21 protein-coding genes are annotated in these 25720 nt (G+C 53.0%); 18 read left to right on the top strand and 3 right to left on the bottom strand.

Features of this window, described 5'->3' with window-relative positions:
* The first annotated feature begins 291 nt into the window (after window positions 1-291).
* From K2F33_RS25695 to K2F33_RS25670, 6 genes are all read left to right on the top strand, one after another.
* Complete coding sequence (locus K2F33_RS25695) at window positions 292-1917, top strand: extracellular solute-binding protein (protein ID WP_145134101.1); 1626 nt, start codon at window positions 292-294, stop codon at window positions 1915-1917.
* Between the two features lie 58 nt (window positions 1918-1975).
* Window positions 1976-2899, top strand: coding sequence for an ABC transporter permease (locus K2F33_RS25690; protein WP_076166645.1), 924 nt, complete (start codon window positions 1976-1978; stop codon window positions 2897-2899).
* Between the two features lie 67 nt (window positions 2900-2966).
* Window positions 2967-3791, top strand: a complete 825-nt coding sequence (locus K2F33_RS25685) for a carbohydrate ABC transporter permease (RefSeq protein ID WP_412974018.1) — start codon at window positions 2967-2969, stop codon at window positions 3789-3791.
* A gap of 48 nt (window positions 3792-3839) precedes the next feature.
* A complete protein-coding gene (locus K2F33_RS25680) occupies window positions 3840-4964 on the top strand; it encodes a glycoside hydrolase family 88 protein (RefSeq protein ID WP_089547022.1) in 1125 nt (374 codons plus the stop codon).
* A gap of 239 nt (window positions 4965-5203) precedes the next feature.
* Window positions 5204-7552, top strand: coding sequence for a helix-turn-helix domain-containing protein (locus K2F33_RS25675; RefSeq protein WP_263879504.1), 2349 nt, complete (start codon window positions 5204-5206; stop codon window positions 7550-7552).
* 23 nt (window positions 7553-7575) lie between these two features.
* Window positions 7576-9249 carry an extracellular solute-binding protein gene (locus tag K2F33_RS25670; RefSeq protein WP_318671275.1) on the top strand — a complete coding sequence of 558 codons (1674 nt, stop codon included), beginning with the start codon at window positions 7576-7578 and terminating at the stop codon, window positions 9247-9249.
* Between the two features lie 24 nt (window positions 9250-9273).
* Here the strand turns inward: K2F33_RS25670 and K2F33_RS25665 are convergent, their stop codons facing one another.
* Window positions 9274-9702 (bottom strand): hypothetical protein, encoded by a 429-nt coding sequence (locus K2F33_RS25665; RefSeq protein WP_263879503.1) that lies wholly within the window; start codon window positions 9700-9702, stop codon window positions 9274-9276.
* Between the two features lie 204 nt (window positions 9703-9906).
* Here K2F33_RS25665 and K2F33_RS25660 point away from each other — a divergent pair, with 204 nt between their 5' ends.
* The 3 genes from K2F33_RS25660 to K2F33_RS25650 all read left to right on the top strand — a co-directional run bounded on the left by K2F33_RS25660 (window position 9907) and on the right by K2F33_RS25650 (window position 12891).
* Window positions 9907-10674 (top strand): arylamine N-acetyltransferase family protein, encoded by a 768-nt coding sequence (locus K2F33_RS25660; protein ID WP_263879501.1) that lies wholly within the window; start codon window positions 9907-9909, stop codon window positions 10672-10674.
* Between the two features lie 161 nt (window positions 10675-10835).
* A complete protein-coding gene (gene proP / locus K2F33_RS25655; protein ID WP_076166626.1) occupies window positions 10836-12335 on the top strand; it encodes a glycine betaine/L-proline transporter ProP in 1500 nt (499 codons plus the stop codon).
* Between the two features lie 244 nt (window positions 12336-12579).
* Window positions 12580-12891 carry a hypothetical protein gene (locus tag K2F33_RS25650; RefSeq protein WP_076166622.1) on the top strand — a complete coding sequence of 104 codons (312 nt, stop codon included), beginning with the start codon at window positions 12580-12582 and terminating at the stop codon, window positions 12889-12891.
* A gap of 73 nt (window positions 12892-12964) precedes the next feature.
* Here K2F33_RS25650 and K2F33_RS25645 read toward each other — a convergent pair whose 3' ends face one another.
* Complete coding sequence (locus K2F33_RS25645) at window positions 12965-13834, bottom strand: pentapeptide repeat-containing protein (protein WP_263879498.1); 870 nt, start codon at window positions 13832-13834, stop codon at window positions 12965-12967.
* A 197-nt stretch (window positions 13835-14031) separates the two neighbouring features.
* Here K2F33_RS25645 and K2F33_RS25640 point away from each other — a divergent pair, with 197 nt between their 5' ends.
* Entirely contained in the window at window positions 14032-14784 is a 753-nt protein-coding gene (locus tag K2F33_RS25640; protein WP_263879496.1) for an SDR family oxidoreductase, read from the top strand.
* 65 nt (window positions 14785-14849) lie between these two features.
* On the opposite strand, the gene K2F33_RS25635 is transcribed toward K2F33_RS25640, so the two are convergent.
* A complete protein-coding gene (locus K2F33_RS25635) occupies window positions 14850-15005 on the bottom strand; it encodes an aspartyl-phosphate phosphatase Spo0E family protein (protein ID WP_076166611.1) in 156 nt (51 codons plus the stop codon).
* 322 nt (window positions 15006-15327) lie between these two features.
* On the opposite strand from K2F33_RS25635, the gene K2F33_RS25630 reads away from it, so the two are divergent.
* The 8 genes from K2F33_RS25630 (at window position 15328) to iolE (ending at window position 25715) form a co-directional block, all read left to right on the top strand.
* A complete protein-coding gene (locus K2F33_RS25630; protein WP_089547029.1) occupies window positions 15328-15519 on the top strand; it encodes a hypothetical protein in 192 nt (63 codons plus the stop codon).
* Window positions 15520-15767: 248 nt separating this feature from the next.
* The gene (locus K2F33_RS25625) at window positions 15768-17648 is read left to right on the top strand and encodes a WG repeat-containing protein (RefSeq protein WP_263879493.1); all 1881 of its coding nucleotides are present in this window, start codon (window positions 15768-15770) and stop codon (window positions 17646-17648) included.
* Window positions 17649-17807: 159 nt separating this feature from the next.
* Window positions 17808-19232 (top strand): spore germination protein, encoded by a 1425-nt coding sequence (locus K2F33_RS25620; RefSeq protein WP_263879491.1) that lies wholly within the window; start codon window positions 17808-17810, stop codon window positions 19230-19232.
* A 35-nt stretch (window positions 19233-19267) separates the two neighbouring features.
* Window positions 19268-20362: a GerAB/ArcD/ProY family transporter gene (locus K2F33_RS25615; protein WP_263879490.1), complete on the top strand. Its 1095-nt coding sequence runs from the start codon at window positions 19268-19270 to the stop codon at window positions 20360-20362.
* On the top strand, window positions 20359-21492 hold the full coding sequence (locus K2F33_RS25610) for a Ger(x)C family spore germination protein (protein WP_263879488.1): 1134 nt from the start codon (window positions 20359-20361) through the stop codon (window positions 21490-21492). The genes K2F33_RS25615 and K2F33_RS25610 overlap by 4 nt, the downstream gene beginning before the upstream one ends.
* 332 nt (window positions 21493-21824) lie before the next feature.
* Complete coding sequence (gene iolG / locus K2F33_RS25605) at window positions 21825-22850, top strand: inositol 2-dehydrogenase (RefSeq protein ID WP_263879485.1); 1026 nt, start codon at window positions 21825-21827, stop codon at window positions 22848-22850.
* Between the two features lie 66 nt (window positions 22851-22916).
* Window positions 22917-24779: a 3D-(3,5/4)-trihydroxycyclohexane-1,2-dione acylhydrolase (decyclizing) gene (iolD, locus tag K2F33_RS25600; protein WP_263879481.1), complete on the top strand. Its 1863-nt coding sequence runs from the start codon at window positions 22917-22919 to the stop codon at window positions 24777-24779.
* Window positions 24780-24803: 24 nt separating this feature from the next.
* Window positions 24804-25715, top strand: a complete 912-nt coding sequence (iolE, locus tag K2F33_RS25595) for a myo-inosose-2 dehydratase (protein ID WP_263879479.1) — start codon at window positions 24804-24806, stop codon at window positions 25713-25715.
* Window positions 25716-25720: the final 5 nt, after the last annotated feature.

The following is a 25720-nucleotide window of genomic DNA, read 5'->3' as shown; positions in this document are numbered from 1 at the left end:
AAAAATGATAGATTGCCCTTTCATTATAAAAGAATATGGGAACGATATCCAAAATCGCGTTTTAGCCTCTATATCAACCTATGCAGCCCTTCCTGTATTTCTTCGGATAACAACATCAAAATGGTAGTTTTTCGACAATGTTTCCCGCTTTTGTTCATTCGATTGGAGAATTCGTCATCAGCCGCATGAAAAAAGAACATCGTTTTGTATTTTCTGCTCATATCCGGTGGAACGCTGCTTCGATAGTCTGAAAGGGCAAGATTCACCACATATCAAATGGAGGTTGTAGGCATGAAAAAAATCGCAGCTGCGGGTCTGATCATCGCGATGCTGGGCAGTGTGCTGGCGGGCTGTTCATCCGGCGGCAAGAGCGGCGAAGATGCGGCAAAGGGGGCAAGTCCGGGAGGAGCGGCCGAATCGGCCACCTACCCATTAAAAACCGATGAGAAGCTGTCCTACTGGGGTGAGATCAACGGCAACCTGGTCGGAATCAAGGCGACGCATGACGAAATTCCTTTCTTTCAGAAATGGCAGGAAAAAACCGGGGTACCGCTCGAGTTCACCGCGCCGCCGACCGGCCAAGTTAAGGAAGCCTTCAACGTCATGCTGGCCTCGGGGGATTTGCCGGATATGATCGAATACAACTTTATCGGCGATTTTCCCGGCGGACCGGAAAAGGCGATCAAGGACGGTTACATTTTGAAGCTGAACGATCTGATCGACAAGTATGCTCCAAACCTGAAAAAGTACCTTCAGGAGCATCCCGACATCGACAAAATGGTCAAAACGGACAGCGGCAGCTATTACGCTTTCCCGTTCATCCGGGGCGACGAATACCTGCGCGTATTCCAGGGACCGATTATCCGGAAGGACTGGCTGGATGAGCTGGGTCTGCCGGTGCCGGAAACGATCGATGAATGGACGGCGACGCTGAGAGCCTTCAAAGAGAAAAAAGGGGCGGCCGCACCGTTTTCGGTAGTGAGCAAGCCGCGCTTTTTCAATGAATCCGGCAACGGCGCATTTATTGGTGCCTTCGGTGTGAACCGCGGGTTCTATCAGGAAGACGGGAAGGTCAAATTCGGCCCCGCTGAGCCCGGCTTTAAAGAGTATTTGAAACTGTTCCATGACTGGTATAAAGAAGGCTTGATCGACAAAAACATCGCGACGGCGGACACGAAGGCAGTCGACGGCAACATGGCATCCGGCGCTACCGGGGCCACGATCGGCAACGCCGGAGGAGGCATCGGCAAATGGCAGCCGCTCGTTGAGGCAAACGATCCGAAAGCCGTGCTTGTTGCGGCGCCTTATCCGGTGCTCAACAAAGGGGACAAGCCCAAATTCGGACAGCTGAACCAGGCCTACGCGTCCGAAGGAACGGTAGCGGTCACGACCGCAGCGAAAGATCCCGCGCTCGCGGTGCGTATGCTGGATTACGGGTACAGCGAGGAAGGACATATGTTCTTCAACTTCGGTGAGGAAGGCGTCAGCTACAACATGGAGAACGGCTATCCGAAATTTACCGATCTCTTGATGAAAAATCCGGACAAGCTCGCTCCCGCACAGGCGATATCCCTGTATGCTCGCAGCAGCTATAACGGGCCGTTCGTGCAGGATAAGCGTTACGCGGAGCAGTTCTTTGCGCTCCAGACGCAGCGGGATGCGGTGGAGGTTTGGAAAAACACCGATGCGGCGAAGTACAACCTGCCATCCATTACGCCGACGCCGGATGAAAGCTCCGAGTATGCCACCATCATGAATGATATCAACACGCTGGTGGATGAAATGACGATCAAGATCATTCTCGGCTCCGAGCCGGTCGATCAATATGACAGTTATGTCGCCAAGATGAAGTCGCTGGGATTGGACCGGGCGATCGAAATTCAAACGGCGGCGCTGCAGCGTTACAACAGCCGGTAAGCACAAGGGAAGGGGAGGGCTTGCTCTCCCCCTAATATAATCGAGGTGAACTTCAGGCATGGCAAATCGGCAATCGTTTCGAAGCCGGCTCGTTCGTGATTTTGTGCTCAACAAGTATTTATACATCATGATGCTGCCGGTGATCGCCTATTATTTGGTCTTTCATTATGCACCCATGTACGGGGCGCTGATCGCGTTCAAAGATTATTCGCCCATGAAGGGCATTCTGGGCAGCGACTGGGTCGGATTGAAGCATTTTCATGACTTTTTCGGCAGTTACTATTTTTGGAGAATTTTAAAAAATACGATCTTGATCAGCCTCTATACGCTGGTTTTTGAGTTTCCGGCGCCGATCATACTGGCACTCCTGATCAACGAAGTACGCAAGAAGAAATTCAAACGCGTCGTTCAGACGATCACGTATATGCCGTATTTTATTTCGCTCGTCGTCATTTGCGGCATCATCACCGATTTTACGAACGCGGATGGGCTCATCAACCGCCTGTTCATGTTCCTGGGCTATGATGGCCAGGCCATGCTGCAAAAGCCCGATCTGTTCCGGCCCATCTACGTGCTGTCTGAAATCTGGCAGCGGATCGGCTGGGAATCGATCATTTATATCGCTGCGCTCATGAGCATTGATCTGGAGCAGTACGAAGCGGCCCGGATCGACGGGGCCAGCCGTTTGAAGCAGATGCTGTACATTACGCTGCCCGGGCTGCTGCCGACCATTATGATCATGTTCATTCTCCGGATGGGGAACCTGCTCAACGTCGGGTTTGAAAAGATCATTCTTCTATATAACCCGGTTACGTACGAAACGGCGGACGTCATCTCCTCCTTCGTATACCGCAAGGGCCTGCTGGAGTTCGGCTGGAGCTACAGTTCCGCCGTCGGTTTGTTCAACTCGGTCATCAATCTCGTCCTCCTGATTACGGCCAACGCCATCAGCCGGAGGGTGAGCCAAAACAGCCTATGGTGAGGTGGTAAGCTTGAAAACAGAGAGCGGTTGGGGTGACCGCATATTCAATGTCATCAATTATGCCCTGATGATTTTTCTGGTCGTCGTGACCTTGTATCCGCTGGTGTATGTATTGTTCGCTTCGTTCAGCGATTCGGCCCGGCTGCTCGGCCACAAGGGCTTTCTGTGGCATCCGCTCGGCTTCAGCCTCGACGCCTATAAGAGCGTGCTGGACAACCCGGGCATCGGCATCGGCTTTCGCAATACACTGTTCATACTGGTATTCGGGGTAGCGGTTAATTTGCTGCTTACCTCGATGGGCGCTTATGTCCTTTCGCGCAAAAACGTGATGTGGAACAAGGTGTTCATGTTCATTATCGTGTTCACCATGTTCTTCAGCGGCGGTCTGATCCCGCTGTATCTCGTCGTCAAAGGCGTGGGACTGCTGGACACGCTGTGGTCCACGATCGTTCCGTTCGCCGTCAGCACGTTTAACCTGATCATCATGCGCACGGCCTTCATGGGCATTCCGGACAGCCTGGAGGAATCGGCCAAAATCGACGGCGCGAATCATTTCACCATTTTGTTCCGGATTATCATCCCGTTGTCCATGCCGGTCATCGCTGTCATGATTCTCTATTATGCGGTGGACAAGTGGAACGGATGGTTCTACGCGTCGGTGTTTATCAAAGACAGAAACCTGTTTCCCCTGCAGCTGGTGCTGCGTGAAATTCTGATCTCCAACTCGACCGACAGCATGTCATCGGGCGCTTCGGCGGGAGACCGGTTCCAAATCGGGGAAACGATCAAATACGCAACGATTATGGTGGCGACCGTGCCTATTCTGTGCGTGTATCCGTTCCTGCAGCGGTTTTTCGTGAAAGGAGTCATGGTCGGCTCGCTGAAGGGCTGATGCATGTAACTGCGAAACAGATGTTGTTCAGATCAAGGAGGTCTTCGCATGAAGGACTGTGAAACAGTTAAGCAGGAGATGTGGCGGCAGATCGTCCGCAAGGCGGGACAAATGCTGGAACGAATCGGAGACAAATCGCCGCATGCCGCAGGCCAAGACGGAAAATACGATGATATGCGGATCGATTGGTGGACTTCGGGCTTTTGGCCGGGGATGCTGTGGCTGATGTACGACATGACCGGTGAGGATAAATACCGGGAGGCTGCCTGGAACTGGGATGAACGGTTGTCGGAGCTGTGGCTCGCCCCTAATCATTATGATCATGACGTCGGTTTTCAGTTTTTGCCGACCGCGGTCATCAAGCATAAGCTGACCGGAGATGAAGACGCGGCAAGACGCGCGCTCCTTGCAGCCGGCTTCCTGGCAGGGCGCTTCAACCCTGCCGGCCGGTTCATCCGCGCTTGGAACGGCGACAAGACCGGCTGGTCGATCATCGATACGATGATGAATCTGTCGCTGTTGTTCTGGGCATCGGAAGAGAGCGGAGACCCGCGGTATGCACATATCGCAGGGCAGCATGCGGATACGGTCGTCCGCCATTTCGTCCGAGCGGACGGGTCCGTGCATCATATCATCCGGTTTGATGCCGAAACCGGCGAAGCCGCGGAAGCGATCGGCGGACAGGGCTTTGCGCCGGATTCGGCCTGGAGCAGGGGGGCGGCCTGGGCACTATACGGTCTAACGAATGCGTATCGTTATACGGACCGTCCGGATTACCTTGCGGCAGCCCAGCGGGTGGCGAACTTTTTTATCGCGCATCTGCCCGAGGATGCCGTGCCGTACTGGGATTTTCGTGCGGAAGCCGTGGAGGCCGAGGGCGGCATCGTGCGAGACAGCTCGGCCGGCGCCATCGCGGCGTCCGGATTGCTGGAGCTCGCGGAGGTGCTTGGCGATATCCGGGGAAGGGGATATCTTGATGCCGCGCAGCGGATTCTGCATTCCCTGTACACGGCGTACGGAACATGGAATGATCCGGATCATGAGGCCGTCCTGCTGCACGGAACCGGCCATAAGCCGGTATCACAAAACGTTGATGTATCTCTTATTTACGGCGACTACTTTTTTATTGAGGCGGCCGCCAAACTGAACGGATGGAAGCACCGGATCTTTTAAAAAGATACGTATAGCGAGTTGATGCCGGGTGCATGACCGCCTGTCCATTCATCCACATGAGCCTGGGTAGACCGTGAGGTCTCCCGAGGCTTTTTCGCGTTAATTCCGCATCCAGCCAGGGATATTACGCTTTTTATCAACCGGATTGCACTTTTTATCTATACGCATCCCAGGCGATATTCGATATAATGGGTGTCTAATCAATCGAGACAAACTATTGAAGTATGGGTGATGGTCTTTTGCTGAACATTCAAAACCTATGGCGGAAACGGGAGAGCATCATTGTCACCTGGCTCGTATCATACAGCGCGGTGCTGTTTGTTCCGATCGTCATCAGCCTGGTGATCTACGCCCAGGCCAGCCATGCGCTGAAGAGCGAAATCCACCGGGCCAACGATTCGCTCCTGAAGCAGATGAGGTACACGATCGATAATCAGATCGACCTGATGAAGCGGTTGAATATGGAAATGACATGGAGCCCGAATTTGCAGCATCTGATGTATTCCAGCATGCCGGCTCAGGAAGTGCCGTACACGGCATACCAGCTGGTGAATGAATTCAGGCTGTTTAAAACGTCGTATGCTTCCATTGACGAGTTTTACGTTGTTTCCAGACGGGACGGCTCGGTGTACAGGTCCGGCAATATCCGCGACTTGAAATCCGCCTTCTATACAATTCACCAAACCGGTGCGCTCACATTCGACGAATGGAAGAGCGAAGTATTGAATGGGGTAAGCAATTCCTTCATCGTGCTTCCTCATGCCAATGCGGCTGATGAACACACGTCAATCGCCTATATTACGCAGCTGCCGAAAGACATGAATGGGCGGAGCACAGGCAGCGTAGTGGTCATGTCCGATATCCGCCGGTTCCAGGAAGCGGTGGAGGGGATATCGGGCTTCAGCGGTGCGACGCTGCTCATTTTGAACCATAATAACGAGATTCTGATGTCCAACCATCCGAACTCGGAGGAGCTGTCGCCATTTCTGAATGGTAAGCGGATTCAAACGGATTCCGCGGAGGCTGGAACGTCAGAACTGTTCTCAATCAACTCCTCTGTCTCGGACCTGAAGTACGCCCTGATCATCCCGAGCGGAATCTATTGGGAAAAGGCGGAATATGTCCGTAATTTTACGTATGTCAGCATACTCGTAAGCCTGGCGGGTGCCGGCGTTCTGACCTGGTTTTTTATGCGCCGCAACTATTCGCCTGTACAGCAGCTGGTCGAGTCCCTCAAGGATGAGAACACCGACCGTGGTTATGCCGATGCGAACGAGTTCCGGTTCATCCAGAAAGTCGTCACCCGCACCCGCACTGAAAATGACGAGATTTCCATGCAGCTGCAGAAGCACCAGCAGGTACTGAGGTCTAACATGCTCAACCGGCTGCTGAAAGGCAAACCGGATACGCTGGTACCCTATGAGGAGGCATTTCGCTCATTTCAGATGAAGCAGGTATCCACGGAATTTGCCGTCATTCTGTTCGTGATCGAGAACGAAGACAAGCTGTATGAATTTTTGCCGGGCATCGACATGAATGAACGGAGTAAGCTGATCCATCTGATCATATCCAATGTCGTGGAAGAGCTGGCGCAAAAGCAGGGACATGCCGGGTATGTGGTCGAAACGGATGACATGATGGCCTGCCTTGTCAATTTGAAAGCGGATACTTCCGGTTGGGAGCACGATCTTCATGAGATCGCGGCCGAGGCGCAGCGCTTTCTGGAGCGGTATGATATGGAACTGACCATCTCACTGAGCGGACGCCATGCTTCCTGGATCGGCATCTCCGAGGCATACCGGGAGGCGGTCGACGCGATGGAATACAAAATGGTCCTCGGCAAAAAAGGGATCATCGCATACGAGGACATCCGTGCCGACAGCACAGCAGACATCGGTTACGGCTATTATTATCCGTTTCAAATCGAGCAGCAGCTGATTAATGTGATCAAGGCGGGGGACCTGGATGAAGCCGCATCGTGTATGAACGAGATCATTGAGAAAAATCTGGACAAGCCTGTCATGCCGCTCACACTGGCAAGATGCCTGATGTTCAATCTCGTCGGGACGATGATCAAGGCAATCAACGAGCTGGGCGAAGGGAGCGGCGGCATCACGCTTGCCGACAACCCGCGCTGGATCGACGATATTATGGCATGCGGCACGCTTCGGGAAATGCAGGAGAAGCTGCAGTCCCTCCTTCAGGAAGTGTGTGCCTACGCATCAGCTAAACGTTCGTCCCACGTATCCAGGGAGCGGGAGGATTCCCTGCGGAACCTGATTGAGGAAGTCCACCAGTATATCCAAGCGAATTACATGGACATGAACTTAAACGTCAACGCGATCGGCGAGCATTTTCAGTTGAAGGGGAGCTATCTGTCGAAGCTGTATAAGACCCAGACGGGCGAGGGCATACTGGACAGCATTCATAAATACCGGATAGAGCAGGCGAAACGGCTGATGCGGACCAAGCCCGAGTCGGTCAGCGAGATATCCAGGCAGATCGGGTACAACGACCCCGCGACCTTCATCCGGGTGTTCAAAAAATACGAAGGCATTACGCCAGGCAAGTACAAAGAAATTATTTGATGTTTTATTTTCGGGAGGTACCTATGAAGTGGAAAGGTAAAGGGAGAGCGGCGGTGTGGGGATGGCTGGCTTTCATGGTCCTGCTGATGGCGGTACTGCCGGCTTGCGACCGTGAGCGGATGACGCAGACGGCAAGTTCACTGCCGACTGCCGAAACAACGCTGATGGCGGGAGGAGGCCAAGGTTCGTCCGCCTCGGATGCCAAGCTGACCTATTGGGCTGAACTGAACGGCAACGCGGCGGGGATCAAGTCCACCTTTAACCAGGTGCCGTTCTTTCAGGAATGGCAGCGGAGAACCGGCGTCCAGCTGACGTTCATCCAGCCTCCGGCCAACCAGGCGAAGGAAGCGATCAGCGTGCTGCTGGCATCAGGCGATCTGCCGGATATGATGGAGTATGAATGGATCAATTATCCGGGGGGACCGGAGAAGGCGATCAACGACGGCTATATTATACGCCTGAACGAAGCCATCGATCAGTACGCCCCGAACTTGAAGCGGTACCTGAAGGCGCATCCCGATATCGATATGCAAATCCGTACAGCCGGAGGCAGCTACTACGCATTCCCGTTTATCCAGGGAGACGACAAGCTGCGGACTTACCAGGGACCGATTATCCGCAAGGATTGGCTGGATGAGCTGGGCCTGGACGTGCCTGTGACGATCGACGATTGGCATACGGTGCTCAAGGCGTTCAAGGAAAAGAAAGGCGCCGAAGCGCCGCTTACTTTCCTTGGCGTACCGAATCCACTGTTTGGCATCGAGGGCGGAGGGTTTATCGGCGCATTCGGAATTAAGAAAGGCTTTTACCAAGAGGAGGGAAAAGTCAAGTTCGGCCCGGTTGAGCCGGGGTATAAACAATTTCTGTCACTGTTCCGGCAGTGGTACGCGGAAGGGCTGATCGACCCGAACTTTGCTGCCGTGGACTCTGAAACGCAGGACACGAGCATGATCCTGAGCCGGAGCGGTGCTGGCATTTGGAATGCGGGCGCCGGCATCGGCACGTGGCTGCCTGTTATGAAAGCGCAGGATTCGTCGGTGGAGCTCGTCCCGGCGCCCTATCCGGTGCTTCAACGCGGGGACCGGCCCGAATTCGGGCAGCTGGCTCCGGCTGTCGGATCCAGCGGGGTGGCGATTTCCGCGAAGAGCAAGCATGTCGAAGAAGCGGTCAAGATGCTGGACTACGGGTACGGACCGGAAGGACATCTGCTCTTTAATTTCGGCATCGAAGGGGTCAGCTACCAGATGAAGAGCGGGTATCCTGTGTATACGGACGTCATTTTGCACAACCCGGATAAGCTGGCGCCGTCACAGGCGCTGGCGATGTACACCAGGGCAAGTTATTTCGGACCTTTCGTCCAGGATATCCGTTACATGGAACAGTATTATTCCCTTCCGGAGCAGAAGGAGGCGGTCCGGGTGTGGTCCGACACGGATGCGGCGCTTCATACGCTGCCTGCGCTTCCGACCACGGAGAAGGAGAGCACCGAGCTGGCGGTGATCATGCAGGAAGTCAACAAGGCCGTAACCGAAATGTCGCTGAAGATCATTATGGGCATGGAGCCGGTATCCGCTTTTGATGAATACGTGAAAAAAATCCGGCTGATGGATATCCAGCGTGCCATCGGTATTGAGCAGCAGGCGCTGGACCGTTATCGCGCATCCGTATCCAAAACAGGCGGGAACACCTCCGGTTGACCGTGGAACGGGCTGTCCCGAAACCTACGATTTTATGCCTTTCCTGATAGCCGGCAATTGCGCTGACAAGAACGAGTTAAAGGCAATATAGAACGGAAACACAATCATTTCGAACATTAATATCAAGCCGGTGACCGGAGCGGGATCATCTCCCGGATTCGTCAGCGGAAACAGCATGCTGAAGCCCCAAATCCACAGGATGAAATAAGGGAACCACAGAACGGCAGCGGCATAAGCGGATTTGCGGCCGGAAACGAGGCGCTTGCTCAGCCAATAGCAAAGGAATAGTGAGATAGCGAGCAGGGCCAGATTCGCCCAGCTCAATGCACTATAGATGCCAGTCCAATTCGTGATTCTCTCCAGCCTGTACACGTTGCCCAGACTTTCCGCATGGAGGAAAAAGAGGAAAGCGTAAATACAGCTCATCACATTCAATTTGAAAAAATAGCGCATGAAAGTTCATCTCCCATCAGTCCAGCGATTCGCTGGGCTTCATTGCGTTGACAGATAGGCAAGTTGTACCGGTACAGCTGTGATAAATTCGCATTGTCCCGGGAGATCGCTCCCTGTACCTTATTAGTAATGAATTTTTTGTAAGCGCACATAAATCAGCCCGTTTCTAATCAAGATTTCACATTCCGAAATGAGGAGAGAAGAATGTTTAACCTGCAAAAATACATGAGCAAACTGGGTATGACCTATCACATCGACATCATTCCCGATCTGAAGCTCCTGCGTGAACTGCAATATCGGCACGTCATGCATATTCCTTTTGAAAACCTAGATATCATGGATGGGGTCCCATTATCGATGAATCCGGACATTCTCTTCAACAAGATCATTGAAGGCCGGCGCGGAGGCGTATGCTACGAATTGAACGGGTTGTTTCACAGCCTTCTCAAAGCGCTTGGATTCAGCGTATCGATGGCTGCCTGTACCGTCAAGCAGGAGGAAGGTTGGTTTATCGACGGAACCCATGCCGTAAATGTCGTTCACCTTCCGGGTGGAGATTACCTCGTGGATGTTGGTTTTGGCGGCCGAAGCCCCCGAGTGCCGGTTCCGTTGAATGGCGAATGGACTGAGGACTGGGATGGAAAATGGCGCATACGTCCATATACAGAAGAGCAGGACCGATTTGTTTTGGAGAAGGAAACCCCAGAGGAGTGGGAGATGCTGTACCAGTTGGACAGGGAGCCGCGAGTGCTGGAAGATTTCAAAGCGGTGTTCGATATGACGCAGTACGGGCACGAATCGAAATTCAATAAAATACGGGTGGCAATGATTCAGACGGAGCAGGGACGCGTTACGCTGAGCGGAAACTCTTTAACCCGGGTAAACGGAGAGATGAAATCTAAAGAGGATGTCGAGCCGGAACAGATTGGGCAGGTGCTGCGTGAGCTGTTCCATATTGAATGGAAGGAATGACGGTTCATTATCAGCCGGTCTCGTGAGTAGCCTGTATTGAGGCCAAGAAGACTGACTACGTTCACGAAGGGGGCTGGCCGGCTCATCGATGAATTGGTGTAAGGCTTCGGGCGAATACTAGTTTGGTCAAGGTATTTTCGCTTGCAGAGGAGTCTTCGATTATGGACAGCAACAATCACGAGAAAAGTAAATGGGCGCTGCCTTTCCGAAAAAAATCCGGACCCCGGCTTCATAAGGACGATATCACGGTCGTGGACACCGGCAACGCCAAGAAGGCCGTCGTCGCCACCGCATTGGGAAATGCCATGGAATGGTTCGACTTCGGAATCTACTCTTATTTGGCCGTCATTATGGGCAAGGTGTTTTTCCCGGAGATGACGGGTTCCATCCAACTGATTTATACCTTTGCCACGTTTTCCATCGCCTTTCTCGTCAGGCCGTTCGGCGGTTTGTTTTTTGGGAGGCTGGGGGACAGGCTTGGCCGGAAAAAAGTGCTCACCATCACGTTGGTCATGATGGCGGTGTCTACGCTGTGCATCGGCCTCATCCCGAGCTACGCATCGATCGGCATTACCGCTTCGGTGCTGCTGCTGCTGGCCCGCCTGGTCCAGGGCTTCTCCACCGGGGGAGAGTATTCGGGCGCCATGACCTTCATTGCCGAATCCACGCCCGACAAGCGTCGCGGATTTATGGCGAGCGGTCTGGAAGTGGGCACCTTGGTTGGATACATTGCCGGATCCGGGTTGGTGACGCTGCTAAGCTACCTGCTCGGGCCCGACCGGATGCTGGCTTGGGGCTGGAGAATTCCTTTTTTTATCGCGGCTCCGATCGGCTTGGTCGGCCTGTACCTGCGGAATCATCTCGAAGAAACTCCAGCCTTTGAGGCGATGGAGAAAGCAGCCCAAGATGAAGGGAGGCAGAAGGTGCCTTTCCGGGAACTGCTAAAGGTTCAGTGGAGAGTCGTCCTGCTTTGCATCGTCATGGTGTGTTCCTTCAATGTCGTTGACTATATGGTATTGTCATACATGCCATCGCATCTTACCGCGGTGCTCGGTTACGGGGAAACGGAAGGGCTGCTGCTCATTCTTATTGTCATGTTTATCATGATCCCGATTGTGCTGTTCATGGGGTACTTCAGTGACCGGATCGGGAACAAACGCATCATCCAAGGCGGTCTGCTGGGGCTGATCGTGCTCTCGCTGCCGGCGTTTTGGTGGATCGGCAGCGGTAAGGGAGGGATGGTCTTTCTCGGTCTGCTGTGCCTCGCCGTGCTGCTGACCTGCTTTGAAGGCACCATGCCGTCCGTGCTTCCGGCTTTGTTTTTTACCAAGGTCCGATATGGGGCCCTGGCGATTACTTATAATATTTCAGCATCCCTGTTCGGCGGGACCACTCCGCTTGTCATGGCTTGGCTGATCAATCTGACCGGGGAGCCTCTGGTTCCGGCGTATTATTTGATCGCGGTGTCGCTTATCGGCTTCGTCATCGTGACCATGTGGTTCACCGAGACCTCGGGCCGGTCACTGCGCGGTTCTGCGCCGGCGGTGGAGAAGCCGCACGAAGTTCATGAGGTGCTTCAAGAGCCGGAGGAAGCGCTGTGGTGGCATGAGGAGCAGTCGGCCATCCACGATCAGCTGTCCGATTCAGATCCGACACGTTAAGGAAATAAGGATTTCGTTATGAAATATATAAATCTAAAAAAGGCGCTGGAACAAGGGTTCCGGCGTCTTTTTTGCTTCTTTTTCCAAATATTTTTGTGAAAGCCTTTTCAATTGTGTTTAAATATGTTATCGTTGAGGTAATCTAATTGTGTCTAAATTGTGAAAGCAATTTGTCGAAATTGTGAATCATCGCTGATCCATAGCGTATGATATAGCATCCAATGTTTTTAAGGAGGAATTCATCATGACCTTTTTACTGCTGAGTGTGTTTACCGCTGCATTGATCGGTGTGTTGTTCTTCGGGAAGAAGCACGAGGTGTTGATTGCCAACGTCATGAATACATTGCTGCTCACGGGTCTTGCGATTGCGTCCGGAATGCATTTGAGCTCTGGAGGCTTGTTCTATCTGATTCTGATTTTCTACTACGTGGTGCCGATGTATGCTGTCATTACGCTGTTTGGTGTCATGAAGAAGAACAACAAGAAGAAGCAGAAGGACGTATTTATCAGTTCCTTTGAGCCGTCCCTCCCCGATTTGCGTGGAGAACGCGCCTAATATCCAATAATAATTAACCGCTGGGACAACGAGGTTCCAGCGGTTGTTTTATTTTGTGCACTCTTGGCAGGCTCTAGGTCCAGTGAAAAGGTCGCTCCAAAGCTGCCGGAATTTTGGTAGCTGCGTTCCCTTTGGCGGCATTGATCTGGAACTGAGTCAGAAAAAGGCTTCCGCTCAAGTCCGCGCCGCGGATGTCTGCGTCCCGGAAGTCGGCGCCGATGAGATCCGTGATCCGGAGGTCTGCGTCCCGAAGGTCCGCCGCGATCAAATATGCGCCTCTAAAGCTCTGGAATTTGAGATCGGCGCCTTTCAGCTTGGCGCCGACCAGATCCGCCCCGCGTCCCTTCAGGTTCTTACGAGAAGACGGTCCCTTGTAACGTCGGCGTGCCTCCTCCCGAACGAGTTCACTGGTCTTAAGGAGCAGGAGGTTTACTTCGGCCCGGTGAGCGGGAATATCCAGCTTCAATATTTCCTCTGGCGGAAGTTCGGTGAGACGATGCGTTTCACGCAGCTGCGTTCGAAGCTCCTCGTGGATCAGGTGGGCATCTGCATGGCTTAGCGCTTCGCTTAAATAGGCCAGAAGCTCGTGCAGCTGACGCATGACGGGAAACACTTCGAACATTTGCTTCGCCGTCTCCGGCGCCTGGCGCCAGTCAATGCCGCAATAAGTAAACTGGGAAACTTTTTGTCCGGCCCCGAAACAGTCATAAACGGTACATCCGCGAAATCCCTTTTGGCGCAGGCTGTTATGAATACCGCAGCGGAAATCGGATTGCAGATGGCGGCAGGGCTCTCCTGCCTGCTTGTCCATGGCAAAGTCGGATGAGGCGGCAAAAGGGAGGGAAACGCAGCACAGGCCGAAGCATTTCTCACAGTCTGCCTTCAGGGCAGCTCGTCCGAAGTCTCCTAAGTCTTCAAAATGATATGGGTTTGGTTCACTCAATGTTGATATCTCCTTCATGTAAAATCAGTCCGGTTTTCTTTTTACCTATCGTTATCTTACAATAAATTGAAGCATTTATCGATGACGTGATGCTTATCAGCCTGAAGCTTTCGCCAGATTTATTGATACATGGAATCGAGCGGAGATTGGACAACTTATCATCGTGAACTAATTTATCCAGCGGGAGTGATGGAGAAATGAAGATTAGCGGAAATACGATACTCATTACCGGCGGCGGATCCGGAATCGGGCTGGCCTTGGCGGAGCGGTTCGTTCAGGCGGGTAACACCGTGATCATTTGCGGGCGCCGCGCAGACAAGCTTCAGGAGCTGAAGGAACGTTACCCGGATATCCATACGGTGGCATGTGACCTTTCTGTGGAGTCCCACCGGCTCGAATTGTTCCGAAAGGTGACGTCCGAGTTTCCGGGTTTGAACGTTCTCATCAATAATGCAGGCATTCAACAGCGGGTTCATTTGCTCGAAGCGGAGAAAGAGTGGGAGTATTACCGTCAGGAAATTTCAATTAATGTAGATGCGCCGATTCATTTAACGCTGTTGTTTATGCCTCACTTGTTAAAACAACCGGATCCGGTCATCATCAATGTCACCTCGGGGTTGTCCATTACGCCGGGAGCCTGGGTTCCGATTTACAGCTCTACCAAGGCCGCGCTCCATTCCTTTACCGTTAGTCTCCGGATTCAGCTGGCTCAATCGAACGCCAAGGTGATCGAAGTGCTGCCGCCTGCGGTCAACACCGATCTTGGCGGGGCGGGACTTCACACGTTCGGCGCGCCTCTTGACGAGTTTGCTGACTCGGTATTCAGGGATCTGCAAACCGGTAAAGAGGAGATTGGTTATGGCGGTACGGAAGAGAGGCTGCATCTGTCGGCGATACAGGCAAGAGAGACGGCAGCCCGGATGTACGATGGCTTCCGGTCAGGTACATAAACATCTTGCACAGGATGCAGAACAGGAAGAGGACCTGCTGACAGGATCAGCAGGTCCTCTTTGGGTTACATGTTTTCTTTTAAAAATTTGTCGTAGTCGTTTAATGCCCGGTCTAATTTCTGACTGGCCTTGATCAGCTCCGGATCGGTGAGACATCTGCATACGGACAGTTTATTCAATTCCAACCGAAGCTCTTCAATTTTACGAATAATTTTATCCATGGTTGAACAGCTCCTTAGAAATTTTGCATCCTCTTTGCGCTCGCAGCATGCCGCAACGACAGATGCGTCAACACTTTTTTCGATCCAGCACATGTTTTTTGAAAAAGAATGATACTACATTTTTCGCTAAATTCCCCTCAAATCCCTTCCGCGAAGCTGACATATTATCGAAATGTTACCCGATGATGAAATTTTTTTTTAGGTTCATAAAACCCTTCCGGCCTGGACAGCGAAATTCGATATCATTGGGTAAAATTTACATGGTATAAAGAACGAGTGTTCGCATATAATAAAAACATACGTTCTGTTAGGAGGGGCTGTCATGTCAGAAAAATATGTTGGGCAAACCGTGGAGATCGTTTATTTAGACCAGGCCGGTAACATTACACAGCGTAAAATCGAAGTGAAAGAGATGCGCGGGAACACTGTCAGGGCGGTATGCCTGAAGACAGGTGCCCCAAGAACCTTCCGGATGGATCGGATTCTGGCATGGCAGGTCGCAAGAACTGCCTAGGACCGGTTAGGACGGCGTCCTTGACGCAGCATTATTCGCGCGCACTGCTGCATCAATAAATTGATTCTTCGAAGAGAACAGAGCCAAAATAAAAAGCCTAACCCGGTATGGGCTAGGCTTTCTTTGTATATCATCCATGCCAGGGATATGATAAAGAACAAGTTCGCCGGCTTTCTGTCTCAGTCCTGGCATATCTTCCCGCTCTCGGCATACCATTAGGCAAAAGCAAAGAGAGAGGGAGGATACGGATGAACGAAATTGAACCGCAAAGTCCGGTACAGCTGGTCAGCACGCATCTGCCGGAAGGGGCTGAGCTGGTTACGATGAATACTCCAGCCGGACAACCTGCCGTGATTGCCGAGGATTTAACTGGGGATCGGGTCCCGGAGATTTCCGCCGTCTATCGGTTGAATGATGCGTTGTACTTACTTGTGCTCCAGTTTAGCGAAGGGGCATGGAGAACGATGGCCAGGATCCAAGGCCCAGGCTATGGAGTCACGCTCTTGACCGCTGCACCGGTAACCAAGCCTGGGCGGAACAACCTGCTCGTAGGCTGGCAGATCGGTTCCATTTGGTCGAAGCTGTCCGTGTATGAGTGGACGGAGTATGGTTTGAGTGATGTGGCGCCTGCAGAAATGAGCTACAGCTATATTGACGTGGCGGATTGGCCGGGCCCTGGAGGTCCAGACGGCAGATCCGAGCTCGCGCTCTGGATCCACGATACGGGCGAAGCCTACCGAACGGAGGTGCTGCGCTGGCGGGACGGGAGTTTTCACCCGGCAGAAGATGTATACCCCGCCTATTACCCTGAAGTAGCCCGCTACTATGAACGGATGACCGAATCCTATCCGGATTATCCGTTCTACTGGTACTATCTGGCCGAGGCGCAGTATCGGGCTGGGATCCCGCAGGCAGCACTGCATTCGGTTCGAAGAGCATTAGGATTTGCCCAGCCGTATCCTTCCCGGGAAACCCTTTTGACGCTGGAGAGGAAGATCCTGCAGCTGCCCCGCGTGGCGGAGTTGCTGCGGTTTTCGGACCGAACCGCCGAAGGGATTCGGTGGGGGTATATCAACTCGAGCGGTTCGATGGTACTTCCGGCCAGATACGAAGAGGCGGCGGAATTTCAGAAGAACGGCCTTGCCATTGTCCGGGAACGAGGAAAATACGGATTGATCGATCAAGCCGGGATGTGGGTCGTTCCCCCGGTGTATGATTCGATTTCACCGTTTTCGGAACACCGGGCCGTCGTCACGGGCGGCGGTGACTGCAAGCTGATCGATGAACAAGGTAAGGTGGTAACGAAATGCGGGTACTCGTATATCGCCGATATGCGGGAAGGCAGATCCGTATTTCTTGTAGAGGGCAATCAGGGTGAAACGGTACATATCGGCCGTTACGGCTATCTGGATTCCCAGGGATACGAGATCATCCCGGCAAGATATGAGGAAGCCGGCGATTTTGGCAGTGGAAGAGCCTGGGTCAAAATGAAGGAGGGTGCGTACGCACTAATCGGGCTGGACGGCCGCAATCTATACGAATATGAGTTTGAGTATGCCGGTCCTCCAGGCGGCGGATTGCTCGTTTGTCAGCAGCAGGCCTGCGGAAAATACGGCTATATCGATCTGCGCGGCCAAGTCCGTATACAGCCTGCTTTTACCTCGGCATCCCCCTTCCGCCGTCAGCGGGCGATCGTGAACATGGGGGAGGGCGGCACGAAGAGATACGGCGTCATCGATGAATCAGGTCAATTCGTCGTTCCACCTGTATATGACGAGATTCGTGATCTCGGTGAGGAAAGGCTGGCACTCGCACACGCCGTGAATCCGGAGCAGCCGTCCATCGGCTTGAACTATGCGATTGCGGATTGGGAGGGCAGGCTGCTTACAGACTTTGCGTATACCCGCGTGTCGGCCTATCAAGATGGTCTGGCATCGGTCACGGATGGGCAGAACACCTTCTTAATCGATTGTAGCGGTGCAGCCGCGCCCGGATATCCAAAGGTGGAAGGCAGCGGCAGCCTGACTTTGAAGGGAGACGGCCTAATTGAAGTCCAAGTTGACCGGCGGATGTCGTATGTAACTCGTGACGGAAGAACCATTTGGCGGGACCAGGATCCTCCCAAATGACTCAGCCCGCCAATCACTATAAACCTTGAATTCGACGAACCGCTGCCTTGAAGGCAAGCGGTTTTTTGGATTGGAAGGTTCAGGATCGGTTGGGAATAATTTTACATGAGACGGGGGATATTAACCGCAGTCTAACTAGTTATGGCAGGAGGGCAGGCTGTGACCTCATCCGAGCAAACGATCTATCCTTCACTTGACGGAAACATATCTTACATCCGGGACAAACTGTGTCACACCGACGATCTGAAGGTCAGGCACCTAACCTACCGTGGACAATCATCGGCGCTGATATATCTGGAATCTACGGTGGACCCAACCCTGATCGAGCGTAACGTCATCCGTCCGCTGCGGCAGGGAGGAGACGAGGACTTGTCCCAGCTGTTCCTGACGCTCCGGCTGGAAACCGAACACAAGCTGGATCAGGGCACACAATCCCTTTTGTCGGGCAATTGCTTGTTTTTCACCAAGGATAACATGAAGCGGTTCTACGTTTTGACCACGCCGGCCAAATACGAACGCAGCATTACGGAGCCGGAAAACGAAGGCATTATCCGCGGGGCACACAACGGTTTTATCGAGGATTTAACGGTCAATTTGTATCAGATCCGCCAGCAGATTAGCTCGACGGACCTGAAGGTGCATTATCACAATATAGGCAGTACAGCTCCCCGCAAAGTGGCGGTCATGTACATGAATAACCTGGCGGACCCAACCGTAATCAAAAAAGTGGAAGGCAGGCTGAAGGGCATCACGATCGATTCCGTCATTTCGACCGGCTTTATCCAAGAATTCATGGAGGATCAGCCGTTTTCGATCTTTCCCCAGTTTTTGAATACGGAACGGCCGGACCATACGGGCGCGTATTTGCTCGACGGGCATGTGGTCATTATGCTCGAAGGGGATCCGACGGCCTTGATCGTCCCGGTGAGCTTTTTCTGCTTTTATCAAACCCCTGACGATTACAGCAACCGTTGGATGATCGCATCGTTTGTGCGGTTTATCCGGCTGCTCAGCTTCATTACCGCCTTTCAGCTGCCGGCCTTCTATATCGCCATCGTGGCATTTCATTCGAACATTTTGCCCATTCAGCTGTTCTTTACCGTGCAGGGTTCATTGACCCGGGTACCATATCCCCCGCTCGTTGAAGCGATGCTGCTCGAGTTGATCTTCGAACTGCTGAGGGAGGCAGGGCTCCGGCTGCCAAGCCGAGTAGGGCAAACGATCGGCATTGTCGGGGGTCTGGTTATCGGGGATGCGATCGTCAAGGCGGGCTTCGTGTCGTACACGATGATTATCGTTGTGGCTTTGACCGCGATTTCGTCGTTTTTGATACCATCCAATGAAATGAGCTCGGCGATCCGGATATTGCGGTTCCCCCTGATGATATGCGCATCCATTTTCGGTTTAATCGGCATTGCTTTCGGACTGACGATCCTGTTCATTCATCTGTGCAAGCTGGAGTCGTTCGGGAAGCCTTACCTGTCGCCGCTGGCCCCATTGAAAATAAAGGGCTTCAAGGATGCGTTTCTTCGGTTTCCGATCTGGACGATCCGCGGCAGACATGGCGAGAAAAAGCATAACTAACATCAGTTGACACGGATCCGGGAGGGGTGGCCAAGGTGGAACAGGCTGAGAAAAAGATGTCCCCGAAACAGCTGTTTTTGTTCATTATCCAAGCCCAAATCGGAGTCGGCGTGCTTTCGATTCCCTATGACCTTAGTAAGACGGCAAAAGGCGGCGGGGGCATATCGGTTGTGATCGCCGGAGCGATTACCCAAATCATCATTTTGATGATGTGGACTCTTCTGCGCAAGTTTCCTGGGATGAACCTTTTTCAAATCTGTATCCGGTTTGGCGGACCGTTTATAGGCAGGCTGCTGATCGCATGCTACGTCGGATATTTTATTTTGCTGGGCAGCAATGTTTTGCTCAATGCCTACATGGTACTCCAGCGCTGGATTCTGCAATCCACCCCCAAGTGGGTGGTACTGCTCCTTTTCTGTATCATGACTTATTATCTGGCTAAAGAAAAGCTGACCGTATTGGCCCGGTTTTACAGTCTTTCGTCCATGCTGTTCATTCCGTTGATCATTTTTGTCAGCTATGGCTTAACGCAGGCAAGGATTGAATATATGCTCCCGTTAACCGAAGCAGGCCTGATCAACATCCTGAAAGGAACCAAGGATACGACCATCTCGATGTACGGGTTCGAAATGTTCATGATCATCTTTCCGTTCATTAATGCATCGGACGCCAAGAAATTGAAAATGATCAGCTTGTCGAATCTGTTCGTTACGCTGTTCTACGTGTTTGTCGTGTGTACCTGTCTCATGGTGTTTAACCAGACGCAGCTCGCGATGATCCCGGAACCTGTTATTTACCTGGTCAAATCGCTGAATTTTTATATCATCGACCGGGCGGACATTCTATTCTTGTCGATTTGGTCGATTACCTTGGTATGTTCCATCGCCAGCTACTTTTATGCGGCTGCCGATGGGCTTGCGGTCCTGTTTAGAAAAAAGAACCATCAAATGTTTGACCCCTTTGTTAGTGTAGCCTTTTTTTTAATTGCTCTTCTGCCGACCACGCCGATGGCGATCGACCGGATCAACAAGACTTCCGAATATGCCGCGTACGTGTTCATTGCGGGCGTTCCCTTCCTGCTAATGCTGTTCTCTTTATTTGTCAAAAAGAAAGCGGGTGGAGCGGTATGAAACGATGCCGCGGGGCACTTTTCTTGGTTATGCTGGGTCTGAGCACGGCGCTGCTGACTGGATGCTGGGACCGTGAATATTTGAAAGACTTGAATTTGGCCTACAGCGCAGGTTTTGATCTGACCAAGGATCATAAAATCAAGGAAACCGTTGAGCTGATCATTCCCCCTAAAACCGAACAGAGCGCCACGAGAAATGAAATCCATTCGGCTGTGGGCTTGTCAACACGCGGGGCGAGCAACATCCTCCGGGCTCGCGTAAGAGGGAATATGAGGGTGATCAAGAACAGCGTGCAGCTGATCGGCAGATCCTTGGCTGAAGAAGGGATTAAGGCACCCATGGACGTCAATTTCAGGGACCCTAAGAACCCTTCTTCCGACGTCCGCTTGATCGTGACGGAGAATGACGCCTCAGAGATTATCGGTATGAAAAAGGTAGGAGAGCTGCAAATCGGCGAATTCCTGTCGCAGAAAATCAGCAGCTTGGAGAGAATGAGCCTGTTCTACCCGCCGGAAACCGTGAATACGGTTTTCCGTTCCTTGACGGATCCAGGCCAGGATTTCGCTCTGCCCTACATCGGGGTACAAGGCTCCGAAATCGTTGCCAAAGGCGTTGCCTTGTTCCACGATCAGAGCTATAGTGGATCGTTAGGCAAGGATCAGTCGATCCTGCTGGTTCTGATGAAAGGAAAGTCGGGAGGAAATGCACGATTTACCAAAACCGTGAATCTGGATACAACCAAGCCGATTCGCGGATCGATCAGCTACAACGTCGGCAGTAAGAAAAGGAAGCGTGAGTTTCACGTAAGCGTCTCCCGTAACGGTGATGTTCACGTGACACTGAGCCTAAAGCTTCAAGCGGTCATCGAGGAATTCACCGGACCGCAGCTGCTGGATGATAAAGCCGTGACGCGAGTGAACAGGGAGCTATCGTCCATCATGACCGAGGAAGCCAAGGGAGTCGTGCGGGAGCTGCAAAAGGCGAACTGCGACATTTTTGGGGTAGGCCGGCAGCTGATGGCCTATCATCCCAAACTGTGGAAGCGGATCGATTGGAACAAGGAGTACCGTAACGTGCAGTTTCATACCCAGGTTCAGGTGTCCATTATCGATACCGGGGTCATTCAATAACAGCTGATGTCCATGCCGTACGGGATGCGGTAATGAACGATATTTTGCGGTCTGGCCGTCTGCGGCAGGCCGCTTTTTTTGCTTTTCCAATTCGCTGGAAATAGAATGTTGACTTGCGGAAACTCATATATATGTCATGGAAACCGTGATTCTGATGACCTGACAGTACGCAGGGTGGAGAGCCAATCTTATAGTGACCGGCAAAAAAATGTGGGATTAAATAACAAAAAAGGGTTTGCAAAGGTCCGGTGCGGTGTTATAATCCGATCAAGGAAAGCGGTTACCCTAAATGATTCATTGAATTGATATCGTGAGAACAAGGTGGAATGTCCATGAGTAAACAACTGAATATCGGCGTGATCGGAGCAGGGAGGATCGGCAGGCTGCATACCGAAAATCTGCTCAAGCATCCTCAGGTTAATGTGAAAGCGATTGCAGATCTGCAGATCGATCATGCCAGGGCATGGGGCAATGGGCTGGGGATCCCTTTGCTGACCCAGGATGCGGAACAGATCATCAGTGATCCGGGCATCGATGCCGTTTTTATTTGCACGTCGACCAATACCCATATTGACATGATCGAGCGTTCCGCCAAGGCGGGCAAACACATTTTCTGCGAAAAGCCGATTTCCTTCGATGTCCGGGGAACCCGCCTTGCGCTGCAAGCCGCTTCCGACAGCGGCGTCAAATTTCAGCTTGGCTTCAACCGCAGGTTTGACCCGAATTTTCGCAGAGTCAGGGAGATTGTCGCTTCCGGCCAGATCGGAGATCCCCATCTGATCAAGATCACTTCCCGCGACCCCAGCCCCCCTCCGCATGACTATATCAAGGTATCCGGCGGGCTGTTTATGGACATGGCGATTCACGATTTTGACATGGCCCGGTTTTTGAGCGGCAGCGAAGTGGATGAGGTGTATGTCCAAGGGGCAGTCCTGGTGGATCCGGTCATCGGAGAGCTCGGAGACGTGGACACGGCGGTCATCATGCTGAGATTCCGGAACGGTGCTATCGGTGTCATCGACAACTCGAGGCAGGCTGCTTACGGGTACGATCAGCGCGTTGAAGTGTTCGGCTCGCTGGGCCAGGTCAATGTGCAGAACGATTTTCCGAACTCGGCGGAAATCAGCACGGCCGGCGGCGTGTTTCGGGATAAGCCGAAGCATTTTTTCCTGGAGCGTTATGAAGCGGCGTATCGGCTTGAAATCGAGAGCTTTATCAATGCGATCTTGAACAATGAGGACGTACCTGTCAGCGGAGAGGACGGGTATGAGGCGGAACTGCTGGCGGATGCAGCCAGGAAGTCATGGCTGGAGAAGAGACCTGTCAGCTTGTCCGAGTATTCGATGTCTACATCATGAGGTTTTTGTTTGTCTTTAGGGTAAGCGATTAACCTAATGAAATATTCTGTGAAAGGATGGTTATGAATGGGCGTACTTCGATTAACGATGGCTCAGGCCTTGCTCCGCTTCCTGGACCAGCAGTATGTGCAGCTGGACGGAAAGGAGCACAAGTTCGTTAAGGGAGTCATGGGTATTTTCGGTCACGGCAACGTACTGGGCATCGGCGAAGCATTGGAGCGGGAGCCGGGCAGCCTCAAATTCATCCAGGGAAAAAATGAGCAGGGCATGACGCATGCCGCCGTTGCGTACGCGAAGCAGAAGAACCGGCTGGAAATCTTCGCCTGTACTTCCTCCATTGGCCCGGGGGCGCTGAATATGGTCACGGCCGCCGCGACGGCGACGGTCAACCGGATACCCGTGCTGCTGCTTCCAGGAGATATTTTCGCCTGCCGGCAGCCGGACCCGGTCCTGCAGCAGCTGGAGCATCCGATGGATTATACCGTGTCCGTCAACGATGCCTTCAAGCCGGTCAGCCGGTACTGGGACCGGATTACGCGTCCCGAACAGCTGATGAGCTCGATGATCCAGGCGATGCGTGTACTGACTGACCCTGCCGAAACCGGCGCGGTCACCATCTGCCTGCCGCAGGACGTGCAGACAGAGGCGTACGATTATCCTGAGGATTTTTTCCGCAAAAGAGTGCATTACCTTGACCGCAAGCCGGCAAGCCAGGCAGCGATCGAGCGGGCTGCGGAGCTGATTTCGCGCAAGCAAAAGCCGATACTGATCGCCGGCGGCGGCGTTCATTATTCCTTGGCCTATGAAGAGCTGCGGCAGTTCGCGGAAGCGTTCGGCATTCCGGTGGCCGAGACCCAGGCAGGGAAGAGCGCAATCCCATGGGACCATCCGCTGAATATGGGAGCGATCGGCGCGACCGGATCCCTTGCCGCGAACCGGCTTGCCAGAGAAGCGGATGCCGTCATTTGCGTGGGCACCCGGCTGGGTGATTTTCCGACCGCGTCCAAAACCGCTTTTACGAGTCCCGAAGCAGAATTCATTCATATCAATGTGAGCGGTTTTGACGCGTCGAAGCTGAATGCGTGCCAGGTGGTGGCAGATGCTGGAGCGGGGTTAAAAGAATTGACTTCCGCACTTCAGGCAAGGAGCTACAAGTCTGCTCATAACGAATCAGAGCTTGCCAAACTGAAAGCCGAATGGACCCGGGAGGTCGACAGGCTGTACGGCTTGGAGTCGGAAGAAGGCTTGGCGCAAACCCGCGTGCTCGGTGAGCTGAACCGTTCCATGGCAAACGAAGTGATCGTTGCGGCGTCCGGGAGTCTTCCCGGCGATTTACACCGGCTGTGGAGATCGGAAGCGCCCAAATCCTATCACATGGAATACGGCTTTTCCTGTATGGGGTACGAAATTGCCGGGGCCTTCGGCGTGAAGCTCGCCGAGCCGGACAAGGAAGTCTATGCGCTCGTCGGCGACGGAAGCTACCTCATGCTTCATTCGGAGATTTTAACCAGCATTCAGGAAGGCGCAAAGGTGAACGTGATCCTGCTGGACAATCACGGATACCAGTGCATACACAGCCTGCAGCGTGAAAACGGGAGCGACGGCTTCGGCAACGAATTCCGTCTGCGCAGCCCGGAAACGGGGCGCCTGACGGGGGACTACGTGCCGGTCGACTATGCGGCCCATGCGCGAAGCATGGGAATCAAGGCATTTTCCGCCACCCGTGTGGATGAGCTGAAGGAAGCCCTCCGGCAGGCCGGGGAGGAGAAGGGCTCTACCCTGATCGAAATCAAGGTGCTGCCGGGCACCCAGTCGGGCGGATACGAATCCTGGTGGAGGGTGGATGTTCCGGAAGTGTCGACGAGCGATAAGGTGCGGGCTGCGAGGGAAACGATGAACGAACATGTACAGCAGGCGCTGAAAATCTAAGTCCAAAGGGAGGTAACGACGTAGATGACGGATATCCGATCGATTAAATTGGGCATTTCACCAATCAATTGGGTTAATGAAGATGTGCTTGAACTGGGCGACCATTATACGTTCGACGACTTGATGCGGGATTTCACGCAGCTGGGGTTCACCGGAACGGAAAACAGCCGAAAATTCCCGAAGGACGCCGCCGTTCTCAAGAAGGCTTTGGCTGAGCATGGACTCCAGATGGCTTCACAGTGGAAGGGCGTCTTGTTCTCCGAGCCGCGCCGCAGGGCGTCCGAGCTGGAATCGTACCGGCAGCATGTTGAATTTTTAAAGTCGATGGGCAGCCGCCATGTCGTCACCTGCGAGCTTGGGGGTTCGATCATCGGCGACCCGAGAAGACCGAAAGGCGTCCAGGACGTGCATCCCCTGACGGACGAGGAATGGAACTACATGGTCGAGGGGCTGCATCAAGCCGGTGAAATCTGCAAACGAAACGGGATGAAGCTCGTCTACCACTATCACATTGGAACGGTGGTCGAACGGCCGGATGAAATTCAAAGGCTGATGGAGACGACGGATCCCGAGCTGGTTCATTTGCTGCTGGATACGGGGCATGCCTATTACGGCGGATCCGACCCGCTGGAGCTGTATGAACACTATGCGGATCGCGTTGCCTACGTTCATCTGAAGGATGTCCGAAACGATGTGCTGGAGCGGGTGAAAAGGGAGAGGATCCCTTTTCAGCAAGCGGTAATCCAGGGCGTGTTTACCGTACCTGGCGACGGATGCATCGACTTTGCGCCGATTTTCCGCAGCTTCGTACGGCATGGTTATGACGACTGGATGATTCTGGAGGCGGAGCAGGATCCCGGCCAAGCGAATCCTTACGAATATGCCAGCAAGTCCAAGCAATATCTCGCTCAAATTGTTCAGGAATTGAACGCCTGAAAGGA

Source organism: Paenibacillus sp. PSB04, assembly GCF_025809195.1.
GTDB classification, from domain to species: domain Bacteria; phylum Bacillota; class Bacilli; order Paenibacillales; family Paenibacillaceae; genus Paenibacillus_AQ; species Paenibacillus_AQ favisporus.
The sequence above is the reverse complement of the archived record's forward strand: the minus strand, read 5'-3'. Positions and strand labels throughout refer to the sequence as shown.

What these genes read in the sequence shown, in the direction of transcription:
- K2F33_RS25695 (WP_145134101.1), top strand. Translation starts at nt 292, where the DNA reads ATGAAAAAAATCGCAGCTGCGGGTCTGATCATCGCGATGCTGGGCAGT.
- K2F33_RS25690 (WP_076166645.1), top strand. Translation starts at nt 1,976, where the DNA reads ATGGCAAATCGGCAATCGTTTCGAAGCCGGCTCGTTCGTGATTTTGTG.
- K2F33_RS25685 (WP_412974018.1), top strand. Translation starts at nt 2,967, where the DNA reads ATGATTTTTCTGGTCGTCGTGACCTTGTATCCGCTGGTGTATGTATTG.
- K2F33_RS25680 (WP_089547022.1), top strand. Translation starts at nt 3,840, where the DNA reads ATGAAGGACTGTGAAACAGTTAAGCAGGAGATGTGGCGGCAGATCGTC.
- K2F33_RS25670 (WP_318671275.1), top strand. Translation starts at nt 7,576, where the DNA reads ATGAAGTGGAAAGGTAAAGGGAGAGCGGCGGTGTGGGGATGGCTGGCT.
- K2F33_RS25665 (WP_263879503.1), bottom strand. Translation starts at nt 9,702, where the DNA reads ATGCGCTATTTTTTCAAATTGAATGTGATGAGCTGTATTTACGCTTTC.
- K2F33_RS25660 (WP_263879501.1), top strand. Translation starts at nt 9,907, where the DNA reads ATGTTTAACCTGCAAAAATACATGAGCAAACTGGGTATGACCTATCAC.
- proP (WP_076166626.1), top strand. Translation starts at nt 10,836, where the DNA reads ATGGACAGCAACAATCACGAGAAAAGTAAATGGGCGCTGCCTTTCCGA.
- K2F33_RS25650 (WP_076166622.1), top strand. Translation starts at nt 12,580, where the DNA reads ATGACCTTTTTACTGCTGAGTGTGTTTACCGCTGCATTGATCGGTGTG.
- K2F33_RS25640 (WP_263879496.1), top strand. Translation starts at nt 14,032, where the DNA reads ATGAAGATTAGCGGAAATACGATACTCATTACCGGCGGCGGATCCGGA.
- K2F33_RS25635 (WP_076166611.1), bottom strand. Translation starts at nt 15,005, where the DNA reads ATGGATAAAATTATTCGTAAAATTGAAGAGCTTCGGTTGGAATTGAAT.
- K2F33_RS25630 (WP_089547029.1), top strand. Translation starts at nt 15,328, where the DNA reads ATGTCAGAAAAATATGTTGGGCAAACCGTGGAGATCGTTTATTTAGAC.
- K2F33_RS25625 (WP_263879493.1), top strand. Translation starts at nt 15,768, where the DNA reads ATGAACGAAATTGAACCGCAAAGTCCGGTACAGCTGGTCAGCACGCAT.
- K2F33_RS25610 (WP_263879488.1), top strand. Translation starts at nt 20,359, where the DNA reads ATGAAACGATGCCGCGGGGCACTTTTCTTGGTTATGCTGGGTCTGAGC.
- iolG (WP_263879485.1), top strand. Translation starts at nt 21,825, where the DNA reads ATGAGTAAACAACTGAATATCGGCGTGATCGGAGCAGGGAGGATCGGC.
- iolD (WP_263879481.1), top strand. Translation starts at nt 22,917, where the DNA reads ATGGGCGTACTTCGATTAACGATGGCTCAGGCCTTGCTCCGCTTCCTG.
- iolE (WP_263879479.1), top strand. Translation starts at nt 24,804, where the DNA reads ATGACGGATATCCGATCGATTAAATTGGGCATTTCACCAATCAATTGG.